We start from the raw sequence: 15,122 nt of genomic DNA, 5'->3' as shown, positions 1-15,122 counted from the left end.
GAGGGGGGGATCATGGACGAGCAGGAGACGGCCGCTCGGTCGCGACGGGAATCGGCACGCCCGGCGCGCGGCGGCACGGCGTCGGCGGGCGATGTGCTCGCGTCCGTCGGCTCCGCAACCGGGGGCCCTGGGCACTTCTGGCTCCCGGTCGCGACGCGCGATCGGACGGGCGGTGTGCGCCATGCGTTCCGGGGAACTCGCTGGGAAGGTCAGTCGTCACTTCCCGCGGTGTGCGGCGATATCGGCGCGCTGGCACGACCATCCGAAATGGACTGGATACGGTTTCCCACGTGTCCGGGCTGCAACGACGCCCTCAAGTCGGAACACCGCGAGAGCGGGCGGTAATGGCGTGGATGGCGGGCTCCCGTGAATCGCGGTGGCACCGGGTGCGAATCGAGGGCGATCCCGCATCGACCGTGTGCGGCACCGACCGCGGGACGATCTGTTGCACGCCGACTTCCCCGATACGAACGGGCGTGGCATCTGCCCCGGCTGTTCCACATCGCCGCTGGTTGAGGACACGGGCGAGTCCGCCTGCCCTCCGGAGAACGCCGTCGCGGACGCCCAGCACCGACCGGTGTGGCCCGTGGTCGACCGGGACGCACGGCGGTTCCGGCCAGGACGCCTGCTGGGGGCGCTGGGACGGCATCGTCGATTCCGGCCGGAGCGGTCCACCCGGTCGCGCAGCCGGCCCGCCGCCCGAGCCGCGTGACGACTCCAGCAGGCCCGGATCGACCCCGCGACTCCCCGACCGGGGGTCGGTCCCGTCCTGACCACCGAACCCACGCAGGTGATCAAGCATCCACCGGCTGTCCGGACCCGGGCCCCGACCCGGACCGGGCAGCCGGCCGGACGTCACCCGTCCCCGGCCGGGTACCCCCGCAATCCACCGATCGACAGGCGATGAGTGTTCGTCCGCTGCCTGGTCCGCATTAGTGGGACACCGGCGCGTACCCGCCGCCCCGGTACCGAACATCACCTGCCCGGCGTGAGGGAGGAACCATGCGAAGCCAGGCTGCTGCTCGCCAGGCCGACGAGTTGGTCGGACTGTTGGAACGCGGATTCGGGCCACCGGCCGGGGTCATCGACGCGATCCCGCCGAGCGGATTCGAATCCGCGAGCCCGTGTACCGGCTGGACGGTGCGCGATGTCGCCAACCACCTCGTCGGCGCGCTCGACATCTTCGCCAGGATCGTGGAAGAACACGGCGTCGACCCGGCCGAATTCGCCGACGGAAGCGCGGCACCGGACCTGCTCGGGACCGACCCCCCGGGTGCCTACCGAGCCGCGGCCGACAAGTGCCTGGCCGCGTTCCGGGGCCCCGGCGTCCTCGAAGAGGTGTTCCCGTTCCTGCCCGGACCGGCACCCGGGTTCGTCATCGCGAACGTCAGCCTGTCGGAAGCACTCTTCCACGGCTGGGACATGGCGCGCGGGGCCGGTGTCCCCTACGTTCCCGACGAGGCCGTGGTGGACGCGGTCGCGCGGTTCCACTCACAGGGCAACGAAGCGGACCTGCGCGCCGAGGGGATGTTCGGACCGGCGCAGCCCACACCACCGGACGCGTCGCCGTTCACCGCCCTGCTCGGCTTCGCGGGCAGGAGAACGTGACCGCAGGCTCCGGAAGCAGGCCGGGCTCAAGCACGCAGGCGGGCCGGTTCCACCTCGACCTGCACCCGGCTCGCGGTGATGGCACGGCTCCTTCGTCGACTTCCCGCTGCTCGCGGAGCGTGTGTCTCGCCGGCCAGCAGCACATTGCGACGCACGAGCCGTCGCGGCCCGCGACCGGGCGACGCACGACGAACGGGGCCGGGACGAACGAATCGCCCCGGCCCCGTGTCGGTCCCGCACCGATCAGGCAGCAGGCACCGAAGCCACACCACGGGAGTGGAACCGCTTGCCGTTGACCTGCTCGGACACGCCCGCCCGGTCCAGGTACGGCGTGATACCGCCGAGCCAGAACGGCCAGCCGGCGCCGAGGAGCATGCACAGGTCGAGGTCCTGCGCCTCGGCGACCACGCCCTCGTCGAGCATGAGCTGCGCTTCCTGGGCCAGCGCTCGCAACGCCCGCTCACGCACCTGCTCGCTGGTCGAGGGGTTGTCGCCCTGCTTCCACAGCTCGGCGACCTCGGGATCCACGATCTGGTTGCCCTGGTCGTCCGACTGCCACACGGCGGTCTTGCCCGCGTCGACGAACTTCTGCAGGTTCTCGCTGATGCCGAACCGGTCCGGGTAGGCCGCGTGCATCGTCTCGTTGACGTGCTGGGCCACGGCCGGTCCGACCAGCTGCAGCAGCACCAGCGGGGTCATCGGCAGCCCCAGCGGATTCAGCGCCTTGTCGGCCGTCTCGAACGGGGTGCCCTCGTCCACCGCGGCGATGATCTCGCCCATGAACCGGGTCAGCAGGCGGTTCACCACGAAGGCCGGAGCGTCCGACACCAGCACGGAAGACTTCTTGAGCTGCTTGCCGACCGAGAACGCGGTGGCCAACGACTCGTCACTGGTCTTCGCGCCGCGCACGACCTCCAACAGCGGCAGCACCGCCACCGGGTTGAAGAAGTGGAAGCCGACGACCCGCTCCGGATGGGACAGCTTCGACGCCATCTCGGTGATCGACAGCGACGACGTGTTCGTCGCCAGGACCGCCTCGGGGGAGACGTACTGCTCCAGCTCGGCGAAGATCTTCTGCTTGAGCGACATCTCCTCGAAGACGGCCTCGATGACGAAGTCGGCATCGGCGAACGCCGTCTTGTCCAGCGACCCGGTGACCAGGTCCTTGAGCCGGTTGGTCTCGTCGGAAGAGAGACGGCCCTTGGCGGCGAGCTTGTCGATCTCGCCGTGGATGTAGCCGACGCCCTTGTCGATGCGCTCCTGGTCGATGTCGGTGATCACGACCGGCACCTTGAGCCTGCGCACGAACAGCAGCGCCAGCTGACCGGCCATCAGGCCCGCACCGACCACGCCGACCTTGTTGACGTCGCGGGCCAGCGACTTGTCCGGCGCACCCGCCGGCTTCTTCGCCCGCTTCTGGGTGAGGTCGAACGAGTACAGCCCGGCACGCAGCTCATCGGACATGAGCGCGTCGGCCAGCGACTCCGTCTCGGCGGCGTAGCCCGCGTCGAGATCGTTGTTGCGCGCCATGTCGATCAGTTCGACGGCCCGGGTGACGGCGGGGGAGGCGCCCTGCGTGCGCTCAGCGACGATCGTCTTCGCCCGGCTCACCGCGTCGTCCCAGGCCTGACCCCGGTCGATGGCCGGGCGTTCGACGGTCTCTTCGCCGTTGACGACCCGCACCATCCAGCGCAGCGACTCCTCCAGGAAGTCGGCCGACTCCAGCAGGGTGTCGAACATGCCCATCCCGGTGGCCTTCTTCGGGTCGAGCATCTTGTTCTGGTTCAGGGCGTTCTCGATGATGACCGTGACCGCCGCGTCCGGGCCGACCAGATTCGGCAGCAGCTGCGTGCCGCCCCAACCCGGGAACAGCCCCAGGAAGCACTCGGGGAACGCGATCGCTCCCGCGCCCTCCGACACCGTGCGGTAGTGGCAGGACAGCGCGAGCTCCAGACCGCCACCGAGCGTCGCGCCGTTGACGAACGCGAAGGTGGGGATCTTCGACTCGGTCAGGCGCCGGAACACATCGTGACCGGTCTGAGCGACCTGGTGCGCGTGCTTGCGCTCGGCGATCTGGGTGACACCGGTGAGGTCGGCGCCCACGGCGAACACGAACGGTTTGCCGGTGACCGCGATAGCCGCCGGATCAGCGGCGAACGCCTCGTCCAGCGCCGCGTTGAGACTGGTCAGGCCACCCGGCCCGAAAGTCGACGGGCGGGTGTGGTCGTGCCCGTTGTCGACGGTGATCAGCGCGAGCTTGCCCTGGAGACCGGGTACGTCGACCAGGCGGGTGATCGCCTTGGTGACTACTTCGTCCGGGAAGAGCGCCGCGAAGTCGGTTGATGCGTCGGTGCTCACTTCGCGCCCCCTGCGTTCTCGTCGTAGTTCGGGTTCTCCCAGATCACAGTGCCGCCCATGCCGAATCCGATGCACATCGTTGTGATGCCGTAGCGGACCTCGGGGTGCTCGGCGAAGTGTCGGGAGAGCTGGGTCATGAGCCGGACACCGGACGAGGCCAGCGGGTGGCCGCACGCGATCGCACCGCCCCAGGGGTTGACCCGCTCGTCGTCGTCGGCGATGCCGAAGTGCTCCAGGAACGCCAGCACCTGCACGGCGAAGGCCTCGTTGATCTCGAAGAGGCCGATGTCCTCGATGGACAGCCCGGCACGCTCCAGCGCCTTCTCGGTTGCCGGGACCGGGCCCTCACCCATGACCTCGGGATCGACACCGGCGAATGCGTATCCGACGAGGTGCATACCGATCGGCAGGCCCAGTTCACGGGCGGTGTCGCCGTCGGCGATCAGGGCGCCGGTCGCCCCGTCGTTGAGCCCGGCCGCGTTGCCAGGGGTGACCCGGCCGCTCGGCCGGAACGGGGTTTTGAGATCGGCGAGGTCATCGGCGGTGGTGCCCGGGCGCGGCGGTTCGTCGGCGGAGGCGAGGCCCCAGCCGTTCTCGGCGGAACGGGTCGAGACCGGAACCAGGTCGGACGAGATCTTGCCCTCGTCGGCCGCCTCCTCGTAGCGCTGCTGGCTCAACGCCGCGTAGGCGTCGGTGCGCTCCTTGGTCAGGCTCGGGTAGCGGTCGTGCAGGTTCTCCGCGGTCGAGCCCATGACCAACGCCGACGGGTCGACCACCTTGTCGGCGACAAAGCGCGGGTTGGGGTCGACGCCTTCGCCCATCGGGTGGTTGCCCATGTGCTCGACGCCGCCCGCGATGGCGATGTCGTAGGCACCGAATCCGATGCCGCTGGCGACGGTGGTCACCGCCGTCATCGCTCCCGCGCACATCCGGTCGATGGCGAAGCCGGGAACCGACTTGGGCAGTCCGGCCAGCAGCGAGGCGCTGCGACCGATGGTCAGTCCCTGGTCGCCGGTCTGGGTCGTCGCGGCGACCGCGACCTCGTCGATGCGCTCGGGCGGCAGTTCGGGGTGGCGCCGCAGCAGTTCCCGAATGACCTTGACGACCATGTCGTCGGCACGGGTTTCCGCGTACATGCCCTTCTTGCTGGCCTTGCCGAACGGAGTGCGGACACCGTCGACGAAGACCACGTCCCGGACAGCACCCCTTTGTCGGGACGATGGGCTGCTGGTGTCGGCTGACGCCGACGCAGGTGCGGCCACGGCGTGCTCCTCACTGGGTGTGGTGGGTTGTGCCTCGGCCAGCGGCGAGTCGATCGCGCCCGAAAGCCCCGCACAGGTGCGGGCGTGAACACGGGCGGAAGTGCCGCTACCGGCCGGTAACAGCACTCTAGCCCTTATTACCCGCCGGTAACCAACTGGGCGGGTGCATGAGGTGCATCACAGATCCGATACCGCGGTGTGGATCGAATCGTTGTGCGCGGTTCGCCCCGGCAACGAGCACGCGTCGGAGTGCGAGCCATTGCCGGCGGTCCGGTCAATCGGGCGTCGTCGTCAGCGCGGTGCTGAGCGCTTCGACCGTCAGCCCGATCTGCCATTCGCGAGCGCCCTTCTCGCGCAGCACTCCGCGGAGCAACTCGATGCTCGCGTCCGCCGGTGGGTCCCAGCACAGGCGCCGGACCAGGTCGGGCAACAGCAGGTTCTCGGTCGGCACCTGGTGCTGCTCAGCCAGCTTGGCGAGCTTCGTCCGGGCGGCCGACAACCGTGCCGCCGCTTCCGGGTCCCGATCCGCCCAGCGATTCGCGGGAGGCGGACCGTCGTTCGGCTGGGACGCCACCGGCAGTTCCTCGGCGTCGAGCCGTTGTGCAGCACGCAACGCGCGCATCCAGGTTCCGGCCCTGCGTCGTTGCTGCCTGCCGCCGAACACGGGAAGCGCGGTGAGATCGTTCTCGGTCTTCGGCGCCGTCTGCGCGGCTTGCACGATCGATGAATCCGGCAGGACTCGGCCCGGCGCGATGTCGCGCTCGCGGGCAAGGGAGTCGCGCGCCTCCCACAGGGCACGGACAGCCGCGAGCTGACGCGGATTGCGCAGGCGGTGAATACCCGACGTGCGGCGCCATGGCTCGGCGCGGGGCGCGGAAGGTTCGGCGGTGCGTACCGCCTCGAACTCCTCGTACGCCCACTCCAGCTTGTTCTGCCGGGTCAACTCGTCGTACATCGCATCGCGCAGGGCGACGAGCAGTTCGACGTCCAGTGCGGCGTAGACCAGCCAGTCCTCCGGCAGGGGGCGCCGCGACCAGTCGGCGGCGCTGTGGCCCTTCTCCAGCCGGTAGCCCAGCATTCGCTCGGTCAGCGCACCCAGGGAGACCTTGTCGAAACCTGCGAGACGCCCGGCCAGCTCGGTGTCGAACAGTCGGGTGGGGTAGAGGTTCAGTTCCGCCAGGCACGGCAGGTCCTGCGAGGCCGCGTGCAGCACCCACTCGGTGCCGGACAACGCCGTCGCGAGCGGGTCGAGGTCACCGTTGAGCGCGACCGGGTCGACCAGCACGGTCCCCACGTCTTCACGCCGGAGTTGAACGAGATAGGCGCGTTGTGAATACCGGTAGCCCGAGGCCCGCTCGGTGTCGACCGCTATGGGACCGGTTCCCGCGACCAGACCCTTCGTAGCGGCGTGCAGGGATTGCGGTGCGTCGACGACCGGCGGCATACCTTCGGCCGGTTCGGTCAACAGCACCGGTTCCGGATGGTCGGGCCCGACGGGCTCGGAACAAGCAGCTTCCACGACTACCAGACCTTACGTGCTCAGGTCTGCGCGTGGGGCGGTATGTCCCAGGTTGCCGGGCCCGACCGATTCGGAAGTGCCGGGTGGTGTTGCTCTACCCGGTCATCTGATCACTCCGGCACGCATGGCCAGAGCGACCATTTGTGCCCTGTCGCCCGTGCCCAATTTGCGGCCGATTCGAGACAGGTGGCTCTTCACCGTGAGGGCGGAGAGGTTGAGTGCCTCTCCGATCTCCTTGTTCGATCGGCCATCGGCAACGAGTTGGAGAACCTCGACTTCACGCCCGGAGAGTTCCCTCGGTGTGTTGTCCGTTCCCGGGACTCTGGTACCCGCTGCGAGCACCGGCGCCACACTGGGATCGGCATACACGCCGCCATCGAGAACGCGGCGCACCCCGTCGGTGACCACCATCGGTGAAGCCGACTTCAGCAGATACGCCTGCGCACCTGCTTGGAAGGCGGCCCGGACCGCATAGGGGTCATCGGACTAAGCGAGCACCACGATTCGTGGCCAGCCCTGGGTACGGAGTTCCGTCACCAGATCTATGCCGGTCCCGTCTGGGAGTCCGAGATCGAGTATGGCGAGGTCGCATGGACCGGTTGCCAGAGCTCTTGCTCTGGCTTCGGCCATTGAAGCGGCCTCGTGTACTGTGCCGGCGCCCATCTGGAGCAGCCGGGCGGCTATAGCCTCCCGGAGCAACGGATGGTCGTCGACGACCAGCACCGTGAACAGCTCTTCCCGCGGGTGCGGGACCATGTTAGCCGGCAAAGCGCCGGCAGGCGTGGTTCGAGCGGCCTGACCTAAGCCGACGGCAGCCACGTCACTACCTCCCTGGAGTCGGTCGTGCCCCCCGACCGGCACCGGGACTCTCGACCAATCAGCCGCGCCACTGATCGACCGAAAGTGGTGTCGTCGGGGGCAGCGTAACCGCCCAAGCGGGTCAGCGGGACGATCAATCGGGTATGTATCCCGATCGAGTTCTAACTCGACCATGAACGTGTCCCTCGTTCGGGTGAGTATCGACGTTTTGGCTAACGCCAGAGGGTGTTTGATCGACAAACCCAGGTTGTCCCCTTCAAGTAGATTGCTGATGCAATCGTTTTCTCGTGGGGAGCGTGTGCCTGCGGGCGGTTTCCGGGGCGCGTGCTGCGTCCTGTCCGCGGTTCGGCGACACCCGTTCGGCACGGTACGTGTTGCGTCGAACACGCTTCGTGTTGTCGTGTTCGACCGTCGGTCCGTGGTGCCGAGTCCGGTAGCGCGCGAACGGGCCGAGCTAGGTGCGGCAGCCGTCGGCCGGACGCGGCCCCAGTGTCGAGACCCCTTCCGGCGGCAGTCCCGCAGCGCTCGCCATCAGGGAGTGGAAGGCCACCGCATGGGCGGTCGGCTCGGCGTCGAGCGGTGTCCACGAGCCGCGCAGTTCGAGATCGTGGTTCAACTCAGGGCCCGGGATGTCGCCGAACCGGGCGGACGAGGTGAGCGTCACGGTCCCGCCGAGGCTCGTCCACGTGGCCCCCGACTCCTCCAGCGCGTCGGCGAGCCACGACCAGCCGACCGCGGGCAGTAGCGGATCAGCCGCCAGCTCGGGATCGAGCTCGGCGCGCAGGTAGACGACCATCCGGAACGTGCCGTTCCAGGCTTCCTGGCCTTCCGGGTCGTGCAGCAGTACGAGTCGGGCAGTGGCGAGTTCACCGGCGGGTCCGTTCGCCTCCGCAGCTTGGGCGAACGCCCAAGGAGCCAGCCGTTTGGGCGGGCGCACCTCGGTCAGTTCGATCTCCGGTCGCGGGCGGGGCGACTTCAACGCGGCAACTGCCTGCCGGAACACCTCGGGCATCGCCGACATCTCCGTCACGCACAAGACTCTAGGGGTAGAGGAACCGGCCTTGTCGGAGCCACGCCGAACCGGCCGCATGTCCGGTCCCCGCCTGCTGATCGGAGCGTGGCCGACGCGTGCAAAGATGGCGCCAAACGCCCGGGGCGCGTTTCAGTGCCGGACGGGCCCGGAGACCACACACGATCCAGTACGGATACCCCATTCGATGACGAACTCCGCACCGGTCTCGCCGCGCCGGGACCTCGCCGACTCCCCGTTGCTGGTGGCCGCCCGAGGGGGTGTGCCCGAGCGCACTCCGGTCTGGTTCATGCGGCAGGCGGGCAGGTCACTGCCGGAATACCGCGAGGTCCGCAAGGACACCCCGATGCTCCAGGCCTGCCTCACCCCCGAGCTGGTGTGCGAGATCACCGCTCAACCGGTGCGCAGGCACGGTGTCGACGCCGCGATCCTGTTCAGCGACATCGTGTTGCCGTTGTACGCCGCCGGCGTCGGGTTGGAAATCGTCCCGGGCACCGGGCCGGTGGTGGCCGAACCGGTCCGCAGCGCCGCCGAGGTGCGAGCCCTGCCGTCGCTGGCGCCTGAACAGGTGGACAAGGTCGGCGACGCCGTCGGGCTCCTGCTCGACGAACTGGGGCGGACGCCGCTGATCGGTTTCGCCGGAGCGCCGTTCACTCTGGCGTCGTACCTCGTGGAGGGCGGACCGAGCCGCAACCACGAACGCACCAAGGCGCTGATGCACTCGGATCCCGAAACCTGGCACCTGCTGCTGGACAAGCTTGCCGAGACCACGCTGACCTTCCTGCGCGCGCAGCTGGCGGCCGGAGTGGACGCGGTGCAGCTGTTCGACTCCTGGGCCGGCGCGCTTTCCCTGCGCGACTACCGCGAATTCGTGCTTCCGCACACCCGCCGCATCTTCGAGGGAATCGCCGAAGCGAAGGCCGCGGACGTTCCGCGGATCCACTTCGGCGTGGGCACCGGTGAGCTGCTCGGCTCCATGCGGTCGGTGGGCGCCGACGTGGTCGGCGTCGACTGGCGGGTGCCGCTCGACACGGCCGTGCAACGGCTCCGGGCGGAAGATCCGGACGGTCCGGCCCCCGTGGTGCAGGGGAACCTCGACCCGGCCGTGCTGTTCGCCGGTGAAGCCGCGGTGGATCGGGAAGTGCGGCGCATCCTCGCCGAGGGGCGTGCCGCCGGTGGTCACATCTTCAACCTTGGGCACGGGGTGCTGCCCACTACCGATCCGACCATGCTGACCCGGGTCGTCGAACTCGTCCACGCCGAGAGCGCGCGGGCGTGACGGAACGCCGGGTGGCCGTCGTAGGCGGTGGCGTCGCCGGTCTGGCCGCCGCGTACCGGCTGCGGCGCTCGTTGGGACCGGCGGCCGAGATCGTGGTGATCGAGCAGACCGATCGCCTCGGCGGCAAGTTGCGCACTGTGGAACTGGCCGGACGGCCCTTCGACGTCGGCGCGGAAGCGTTCCTCGCCAGGCGACCGGAGGTACCGGAGCTGGCGAGCGAGCTCGGCCTGGCGGACCGGGTCGTGCATCCTGCCGCCGCTTCCTCGCGGATCCGGGCGGGCGGCCGGAATCGTGCGATTCCTAGCGGCACCGTGATGGGTGTGCCGACGTCCGCCGAAGCGGTTCGCGAGGTGCTGTCCGCGGAAGGCGTGGCCGCGGTCGCCGCCGAGCAGGAGCTACCGACGCTGCATCTCGGCGGCGCGGACGCGCCGGTCGGAGAGCTGCTCCGGGAACGCGTCGGCGGGGAGGTCGTCGACCGCTTGGTCGAACCGTTGCTCGGCGGCGTGTACGCCGGCACGGCCGACTCGCTGGGGCTGCGAGCGACCATGCCCGCGTTGGCGGCCGCCCTCGATGGCGGAGCGGGATCCATCACCGCCGCCGCGCGGTCCGCGCTGCCTGCACCCGCAGCCCCCGACGCCCCGAAACCGCCGGTCTTCGGCGCGTTCGACGGCGGCTATCGCCAACTCGTCGACGCGCTCGTGCGCGAGAGCGCTGCCGAGGTGCGGCATGGGCTGCCCGTGCGGGCGCTGCACCGGAACGCCGCCGGATGGCGCCTTGAACTGGGAAGTGCTCCCGAACCAGAAGAGCTCGATGCGGACGCCGTGGTGCTGGCCGTGCCCGCGCCCGCCGCCCGCAGGTTGCTGAGCGGGGTCCTCCCCGCCGCATCGGAAAGTCTGGACGCCGTCGAGCTGGCATCCATGATCGTCGTCGGTCTCGCGCTGCCCGCAGGCACCGAGTTGCCAGACTGGTCCGGAGCCCTCATCGCCAAGGGTGAGGTGCACGCCGACGGCACCCCGTTCACCGCCAAGGCGTTCACCTTCTCCAGCCGCAAGTGGCCGCATCTGCGCGGCACCGGAGGCGAGTTGTTGGTGCGCGGTTCGGTCGGCCGATTCGGGGAGGCGGCGGTGCTCCGCCGTGACGACGCCGAGATCCTCCGCCGCGTGCGGGCCGATCTCGCGGAGCTGACCGGGGTGGACGTGGAACCGGCCGATTCCGGGGTGTACCGCTGGGGCGGTGGTCTCCCGCAGTACGGTACCGGCCACCTCGACACGGTCGACCGGCTCGAAAGGGCCGTCGGCGAGATCGACGGAATCGCGATCGCCGGTGCCGCCCTGCACGGAGTCGGAGTCCCGGCCTGCGTGTCGACCGGCGACGCGGCCGCGACCGAAATCACGCGACACCTGCTGGCCGACTGAGCGCGGATCGGTGGAATGATGGACCTATGGCGCGCGTGAACTACTCCGAGATCAACGACAGCATCCGCTACACCATGTGGTCGGTCTTCCGGGTCGAAGCGGGAACGCTGCCCGAGGAACGGGAGAAGGCCGCCCGGCAGGCTGCGGAATATCTGGACTCGTTGGCCGAATCGGACGTGACGGTGCGCGGCGTCTACGACGTGTCCGGTCTGCGGGCGGACGCTGATTTCATGATCTGGTGGCACGCCGAGAAGATCGAGTCGGTGCAGGCCGCCTACACCGGTTTCCGTCGGGAGACCGCGCTGGGGCAGGCGTCCGAGCCGGTGTGGAGCAATGTCGCGCTGCACCGACCGGCCGAGTTCAACAAGAGCCACGTCCCGGCGTTCATGGCGGGGGAGGAGCCGCGCGCCTACGTCTGTGTGTACCCCTTCGTCCGCTCCTACGAGTGGTACCTGCTGCCGGACGACGAGCGTAGGCAGATGCTCGTCGATCACGGGAAGGAAGCTCGCGATTATCCTGACGTCCGGGCGAATACGGTCCCGGCGTTCGCTCTCGGTGACTACGAGTGGATCCTGGCCTTCGAGGCCGACGAGTTGCACCGGATCGTGGACCTGATGCGCCACCTGCGTGCCACCGAAGCCCGCCTGCACGTCCGCGAAGAGGTGCCCTTCTACACCGGGCCGCGGGTGGACATCACGGAGCTGGTCGCCCGGTTGCCCTGACGATCGCGACCGGTGACGTCACCGGTCGCTTGCACCGGTGCGCGGCATCAGAGGATCCCGTCGTTCCCGCCACGTTCCCTGAGCACGGGCACTCGCCCGGCTGCCAGTTCGCGGTGGAGTTCGACCAAGGTCCCGATCCCGTGCTGGACGTGTTCTTCGGCGAGGTCCCGGGCGCGGATGCCGTCTCCGTCCCGGATGGCTCGGACGATGGCCAGGTGCTGCTGCATCGAGAGCTCCGGAGAAGTGGCGAGTGCCCGCGGCAGCCACAGCAGCTCGCTGATCTCGGCCTGCAGCGCGATCTCCTGCTGGGTCAACCTGGACGACTGCGCCGCGGCGGCCACCTCGATGTGGAAGCGACCGTCGGCTTGGCGGCAGGCTTCGGGGGTATCGACGTTGCCGAGTTGGCTGGCGACCGTGTGCAACGCGGCCACGTCCGCTTCGGCGGCGCGTTCGGCGGCCAGGAACGCGGCGTGCCCGGAGATCGCGGCGTGCTGGTCGGCGATCTCGCGGAGTTCGTGGGCGCTGAACTCCCGCAACCGGGAGTGAGCTTGGTCGAGAGCGTTCACGGCGACCTCCGTGCGCAACCGGTGCGTGGGCTCCGTACGGCCCGGTACACCCCGGGACGAACTCGTCCGGACCCACCGTCGGGATGGTGGAGCGGTTCACCATCCCGGATCGTGAGCGCCGTCCGGACTCCGCGTGGTTCGGTGGGAGGAACACCGGGCACAGCAGGTTCCTCGAACGATCGACCCGGTGTGGGCCCGTCCGTGCCGGGCCCACACGCGCCGGTCACTCTGCTGGAGCGAGGTGAACCGCGATCGAGTTGATGCAGTAGCGCTGATCGGTAGGGGTCTCGTACCCTTCGCCCTCGAAGAGGTGTCCGAGGTGGCTGTGGCAACTGGTGCACAGCACTTCGACCCGTTTCATACCGAGGCTGAGGTCCTCCCGCAGCATGACCGCGTCGGTGTCCTGGGCGTCGTAGAACGACGGCCACCCGCAATGGGATTCGAACTTGTGCTGGCTGCGGAAGAGCTCGGCACCGCACGCACGGCACTCGTAGACGCCGACAGTCTTGGTCTCGGTGTATTCCCCAGTCCACGCGGGTTCTGTCGCTCCTTGGCGCAGTACCGCGTACTCGTAGGGGTTGAGTTGCTGTTTCCACTCGTCGTCCGATTTGACGACTTTCGGAGTGGCTCCCACGACCGGTTCCATGCCTCCACGCTAATGCCTGATTCGGTCGAGCGCTCGTGGTCGTTCCGCGCCTCACGGGCACCGCGAAGTCCTGCGGGAGCATGCTCGCCGCAGCGCGGGTTCGCCGCTGTTCAGCGGACGAACGTGTCGGCCATGAAAGCCACCGCCTGCGCGACGGTGACGAGCACGCCGAAGAGGATGAGCGTGACGACCAGGACCGCGACGAGTCGACGATGGCCACCGGACCGGTTGACGCTCTGGGCGAAGTCGTCGACACCGCGCAGCATGCCTTCGACGGTCGCCTTGGAGTTCGGGTGCTCCATCCGATTGAGGTGGGCGGCGAATTCCCGGACCTCCGGATCGTGCGGGTCGAGACCGATGAGGTCCTCGGTGAACCGCCCGTCCACCGGTCCGGGTTCATCGCTTGAGTGGTCCCGTCCGGAGGTCATGGGAACACGGTAACCGTGTTCGACCTCTGATGTCGGCTTTCCGTGCCGCGTCGACCGGACGGGGACGGCTGTGACTCGTAGGCTGCGGTTGTGGCGGAACCACTGGAACTCGAGATCGACGGCCCGGAAGGTGCCCGGACGGTTCGCGTGTCGAACCCGGAGAAGGTGTACTTCCCCGACCGGGGTTTCACCAAGCTGCAAGTCGTCGAGTACTACCTGGCGGTGGCCGAGCCGCTGTTGCGCGCGATCGGGGACCGCCCGACGACGCTGAAACGGTACCCGGGAGGAGTCACCGGCGAGCCGTTCTACGCCAAACGGGTGCCCAAGGGAGCACCGGACTGGATCGACTCGGCGGAGATCACGTTCCCGTCGGGGCGCACGGCCCGCCAGGTCTGCCCACACGAGCCCGCCGTGCTCGTGTGGGCAGCGGGACTGGGCACCCTGGATTTTCACCCGTGGCCGGTGCGCTCCGCCGATGTCGACCACCCGGACGAGCTGCGGATCGATCTGGATCCGCAGCCGGGGACCGACTACGCCGACGCGGTCCGCGTGGCGGAGGTCGTGCGGGAAGTACTCGCCGAGGTGGGGATGGTCGGCTGGCCGAAGACATCGGGTGGCCGGGGCATCCACGTGCTCGTCCGGATCGCGCCGCGCTGGGACTTCATCCAGGTCCGGCGCGCGGTGATCGCACTTGCGCGCGAGGTGCAACGCCGCATTCCCGACCTCGCCACCGTCGATTGGTGGAAGCTCGACCGGGGCGAGCGGGTGTTCCTCGACTTCAACCAAGCCGCCCGCGATCGCACGGTTGCTTCGGCGTGGTCGGTACGCGGGACGCCCCGTGCCACCGTCTCCACACCGGTGTCGTGGGAGCAGCTGGCGGAGGTGGAGCCCGACGACTTCGATCTCGAAACGGTGCCGGACTGGCTGGCCGAGAACACCGACCCCCATCGGCGGATCGATGAGGACGCCTACGAGTTGGACGCCTTGCTCGACTGGTTCGCGCGGGACGAACGCGACCGGGGCCTGGGCGAGCTGCCGTACCCACCCGACTACCCGAAGATGCCCGGCGAGCCGAAGCGGTCTAGGCAGAATGGATCGTGATCGTTGCCGCGTTCGTTCCGCCGGGGGTGCGAGCTGACCGGTCCCTGGGCGGGCGCGGTCGAGCCGACAGTGTGTCGTCGAACCGACAGGACAGCCGAGCCGGTGTCCCTCGTGCAGCGGTATCACCGGGTGGGTACGCGAAGCACCATCACACTGTCGGTTTTGACCTCGACGCGGGAGGCCGCGATGAACCACGACAAGCCCGTTTCCGAACCCAATCTGGGCGGCTGCAGCTGCTGCAGCAGCTGCAGCGGGCCTTCCTGTGGTTGCTGCAGCAGCTGCTGACCAAGGGCGACTACTCGGCTGGGGTGACCGCGACCGGTTCCCCCAGCCGACGCCGTTGAACGCTCCCCGACACGGGCACGGGCA

At 69.0% G+C, this 15,122-nt stretch carries 14 protein-coding genes; 5 read left to right on the top strand and 9 right to left on the bottom strand.

Annotated features, from left to right (window positions below):
• Positions 1 to 1,002 precede the first annotated feature (1,002 nt).
• Entirely contained in the window at positions 1,003 to 1,608 is a 606-nt protein-coding gene (locus ACYVAN_RS04865; protein ID WP_460956077.1) for a TIGR03086 family metal-binding protein, read from the top strand.
• Positions 1,609 to 1,851: 243 nt separating this feature from the next.
• Here ACYVAN_RS04865 and ACYVAN_RS04860 read toward each other — a convergent pair whose 3' ends face one another.
• From ACYVAN_RS04860 to ACYVAN_RS04835, 6 genes are all read right to left on the bottom strand, one after another.
• On the bottom strand, positions 1,852 to 3,966 hold the full coding sequence (locus ACYVAN_RS04860) for a 3-hydroxyacyl-CoA dehydrogenase NAD-binding domain-containing protein (RefSeq protein WP_460956075.1): 2,115 nt from the start codon (positions 3,964 to 3,966) through the stop codon (positions 1,852 to 1,854).
• Positions 3,963 to 5,228, bottom strand: coding sequence for a thiolase family protein (locus ACYVAN_RS04855; RefSeq protein WP_460956073.1), 1,266 nt, complete (start codon positions 5,226 to 5,228; stop codon positions 3,963 to 3,965). Before ACYVAN_RS04855 ends, ACYVAN_RS04860 begins: the two co-directional genes overlap by 4 nt.
• A 274-nt stretch (positions 5,229 to 5,502) precedes the next feature.
• Positions 5,503 to 6,747: a ribonuclease D gene (locus ACYVAN_RS04850; protein ID WP_460956071.1), complete on the bottom strand. Its 1,245-nt coding sequence runs from the start codon at positions 6,745 to 6,747 to the stop codon at positions 5,503 to 5,505.
• 102 nt (positions 6,748 to 6,849) lie between these two features.
• Complete coding sequence (locus tag ACYVAN_RS04845) at positions 6,850 to 7,158, bottom strand: response regulator transcription factor (RefSeq protein WP_460956069.1); 309 nt, start codon at positions 7,156 to 7,158, stop codon at positions 6,850 to 6,852.
• 75 nt (positions 7,159 to 7,233) lie between these two features.
• On the bottom strand, positions 7,234 to 7,566 hold the full coding sequence (locus ACYVAN_RS04840) for a response regulator (protein WP_460956067.1): 333 nt from the start codon (positions 7,564 to 7,566) through the stop codon (positions 7,234 to 7,236).
• A 454-nt stretch (positions 7,567 to 8,020) separates the two neighbouring features.
• Positions 8,021 to 8,587, bottom strand: a complete 567-nt coding sequence (locus tag ACYVAN_RS04835) for a DUF3000 domain-containing protein (protein ID WP_460956370.1) — start codon at positions 8,585 to 8,587, stop codon at positions 8,021 to 8,023.
• A 196-nt stretch (positions 8,588 to 8,783) separates the two neighbouring features.
• On the opposite strand from ACYVAN_RS04835, the gene hemE reads away from it, so the two are divergent.
• The 3 genes from hemE to hemQ are packed head-to-tail and all read left to right on the top strand — an operon-like array spanning position 8,784 to position 12,012.
• A complete protein-coding gene (gene hemE, locus ACYVAN_RS04830; RefSeq protein ID WP_460956065.1) occupies positions 8,784 to 9,875 on the top strand; it encodes a uroporphyrinogen decarboxylase in 1,092 nt (363 codons plus the stop codon).
• Between the two features lie 11 nt (positions 9,876 to 9,886).
• A complete protein-coding gene (gene hemG, locus ACYVAN_RS04825) occupies positions 9,887 to 11,290 on the top strand; it encodes a protoporphyrinogen oxidase (protein WP_460956064.1) in 1,404 nt (467 codons plus the stop codon).
• 26 nt (positions 11,291 to 11,316) lie between these two features.
• Positions 11,317 to 12,012 (top strand): hydrogen peroxide-dependent heme synthase, encoded by a 696-nt coding sequence (gene hemQ / locus ACYVAN_RS04820; RefSeq protein ID WP_460956062.1) that lies wholly within the window; start codon positions 11,317 to 11,319, stop codon positions 12,010 to 12,012.
• A 47-nt stretch (positions 12,013 to 12,059) separates the two neighbouring features.
• Here the strand turns inward: hemQ and ACYVAN_RS04815 are convergent, their stop codons facing one another.
• The 3 genes from ACYVAN_RS04815 to ACYVAN_RS04805 all read right to left on the bottom strand — a co-directional run bounded on the left by ACYVAN_RS04815 (position 12,060) and on the right by ACYVAN_RS04805 (position 13,652).
• Positions 12,060 to 12,578 (bottom strand): FCD domain-containing protein, encoded by a 519-nt coding sequence (locus tag ACYVAN_RS04815; protein WP_460956059.1) that lies wholly within the window; start codon positions 12,576 to 12,578, stop codon positions 12,060 to 12,062.
• A gap of 223 nt (positions 12,579 to 12,801) precedes the next feature.
• On the bottom strand, positions 12,802 to 13,224 hold the full coding sequence (gene msrB, locus ACYVAN_RS04810; protein WP_460956057.1) for a peptide-methionine (R)-S-oxide reductase MsrB: 423 nt from the start codon (positions 13,222 to 13,224) through the stop codon (positions 12,802 to 12,804).
• Between the two features lie 110 nt (positions 13,225 to 13,334).
• The gene (locus tag ACYVAN_RS04805) at positions 13,335 to 13,652 is read right to left on the bottom strand and encodes a hypothetical protein (protein WP_460956055.1); all 318 of its coding nucleotides are present in this window, start codon (positions 13,650 to 13,652) and stop codon (positions 13,335 to 13,337) included.
• 90 nt (positions 13,653 to 13,742) lie between these two features.
• On the opposite strand from ACYVAN_RS04805, the gene ligD reads away from it, so the two are divergent.
• Positions 13,743 to 14,753, top strand: a complete 1,011-nt coding sequence (gene ligD, locus ACYVAN_RS04800) for a non-homologous end-joining DNA ligase (RefSeq protein WP_460956053.1) — start codon at positions 13,743 to 13,745, stop codon at positions 14,751 to 14,753.
• The last annotated feature ends 369 nt before the right edge of the window (positions 14,754 to 15,122 follow it).

It is taken from the genome of Parasphingorhabdus pacifica (genome assembly GCF_054779195.1).
The sequence above is the reverse complement of the archived record's forward strand: the minus strand, read 5'-3'. Positions and strand labels throughout refer to the sequence as shown.

What these genes read in the sequence shown, in the direction of transcription:
- ACYVAN_RS04835 (WP_460956370.1), bottom strand. Translation starts at nt 8,587, where the DNA reads ATGTCGGCGATGCCCGAGGTGTTCCGGCAGGCAGTTGCCGCGTTGAAG.
- hemE (WP_460956065.1), top strand. Translation starts at nt 8,784, where the DNA reads ATGACGAACTCCGCACCGGTCTCGCCGCGCCGGGACCTCGCCGACTCC.
- ACYVAN_RS04845 (WP_460956069.1), bottom strand. Translation starts at nt 7,158, where the DNA reads ATGGTGGTCACCGACGGGGTGCGCCGCGTTCTCGATGGCGGCGTGTAT.
- msrB (WP_460956057.1), bottom strand. Translation starts at nt 13,224, where the DNA reads ATGGAACCGGTCGTGGGAGCCACTCCGAAAGTCGTCAAATCGGACGAC.
- ACYVAN_RS04805 (WP_460956055.1), bottom strand. Translation starts at nt 13,652, where the DNA reads ATGACCTCCGGACGGGACCACTCAAGCGATGAACCCGGACCGGTGGAC.
- ACYVAN_RS04865 (WP_460956077.1), top strand. Translation starts at nt 1,003, where the DNA reads ATGCGAAGCCAGGCTGCTGCTCGCCAGGCCGACGAGTTGGTCGGACTG.
- hemQ (WP_460956062.1), top strand. Translation starts at nt 11,317, where the DNA reads ATGGCGCGCGTGAACTACTCCGAGATCAACGACAGCATCCGCTACACC.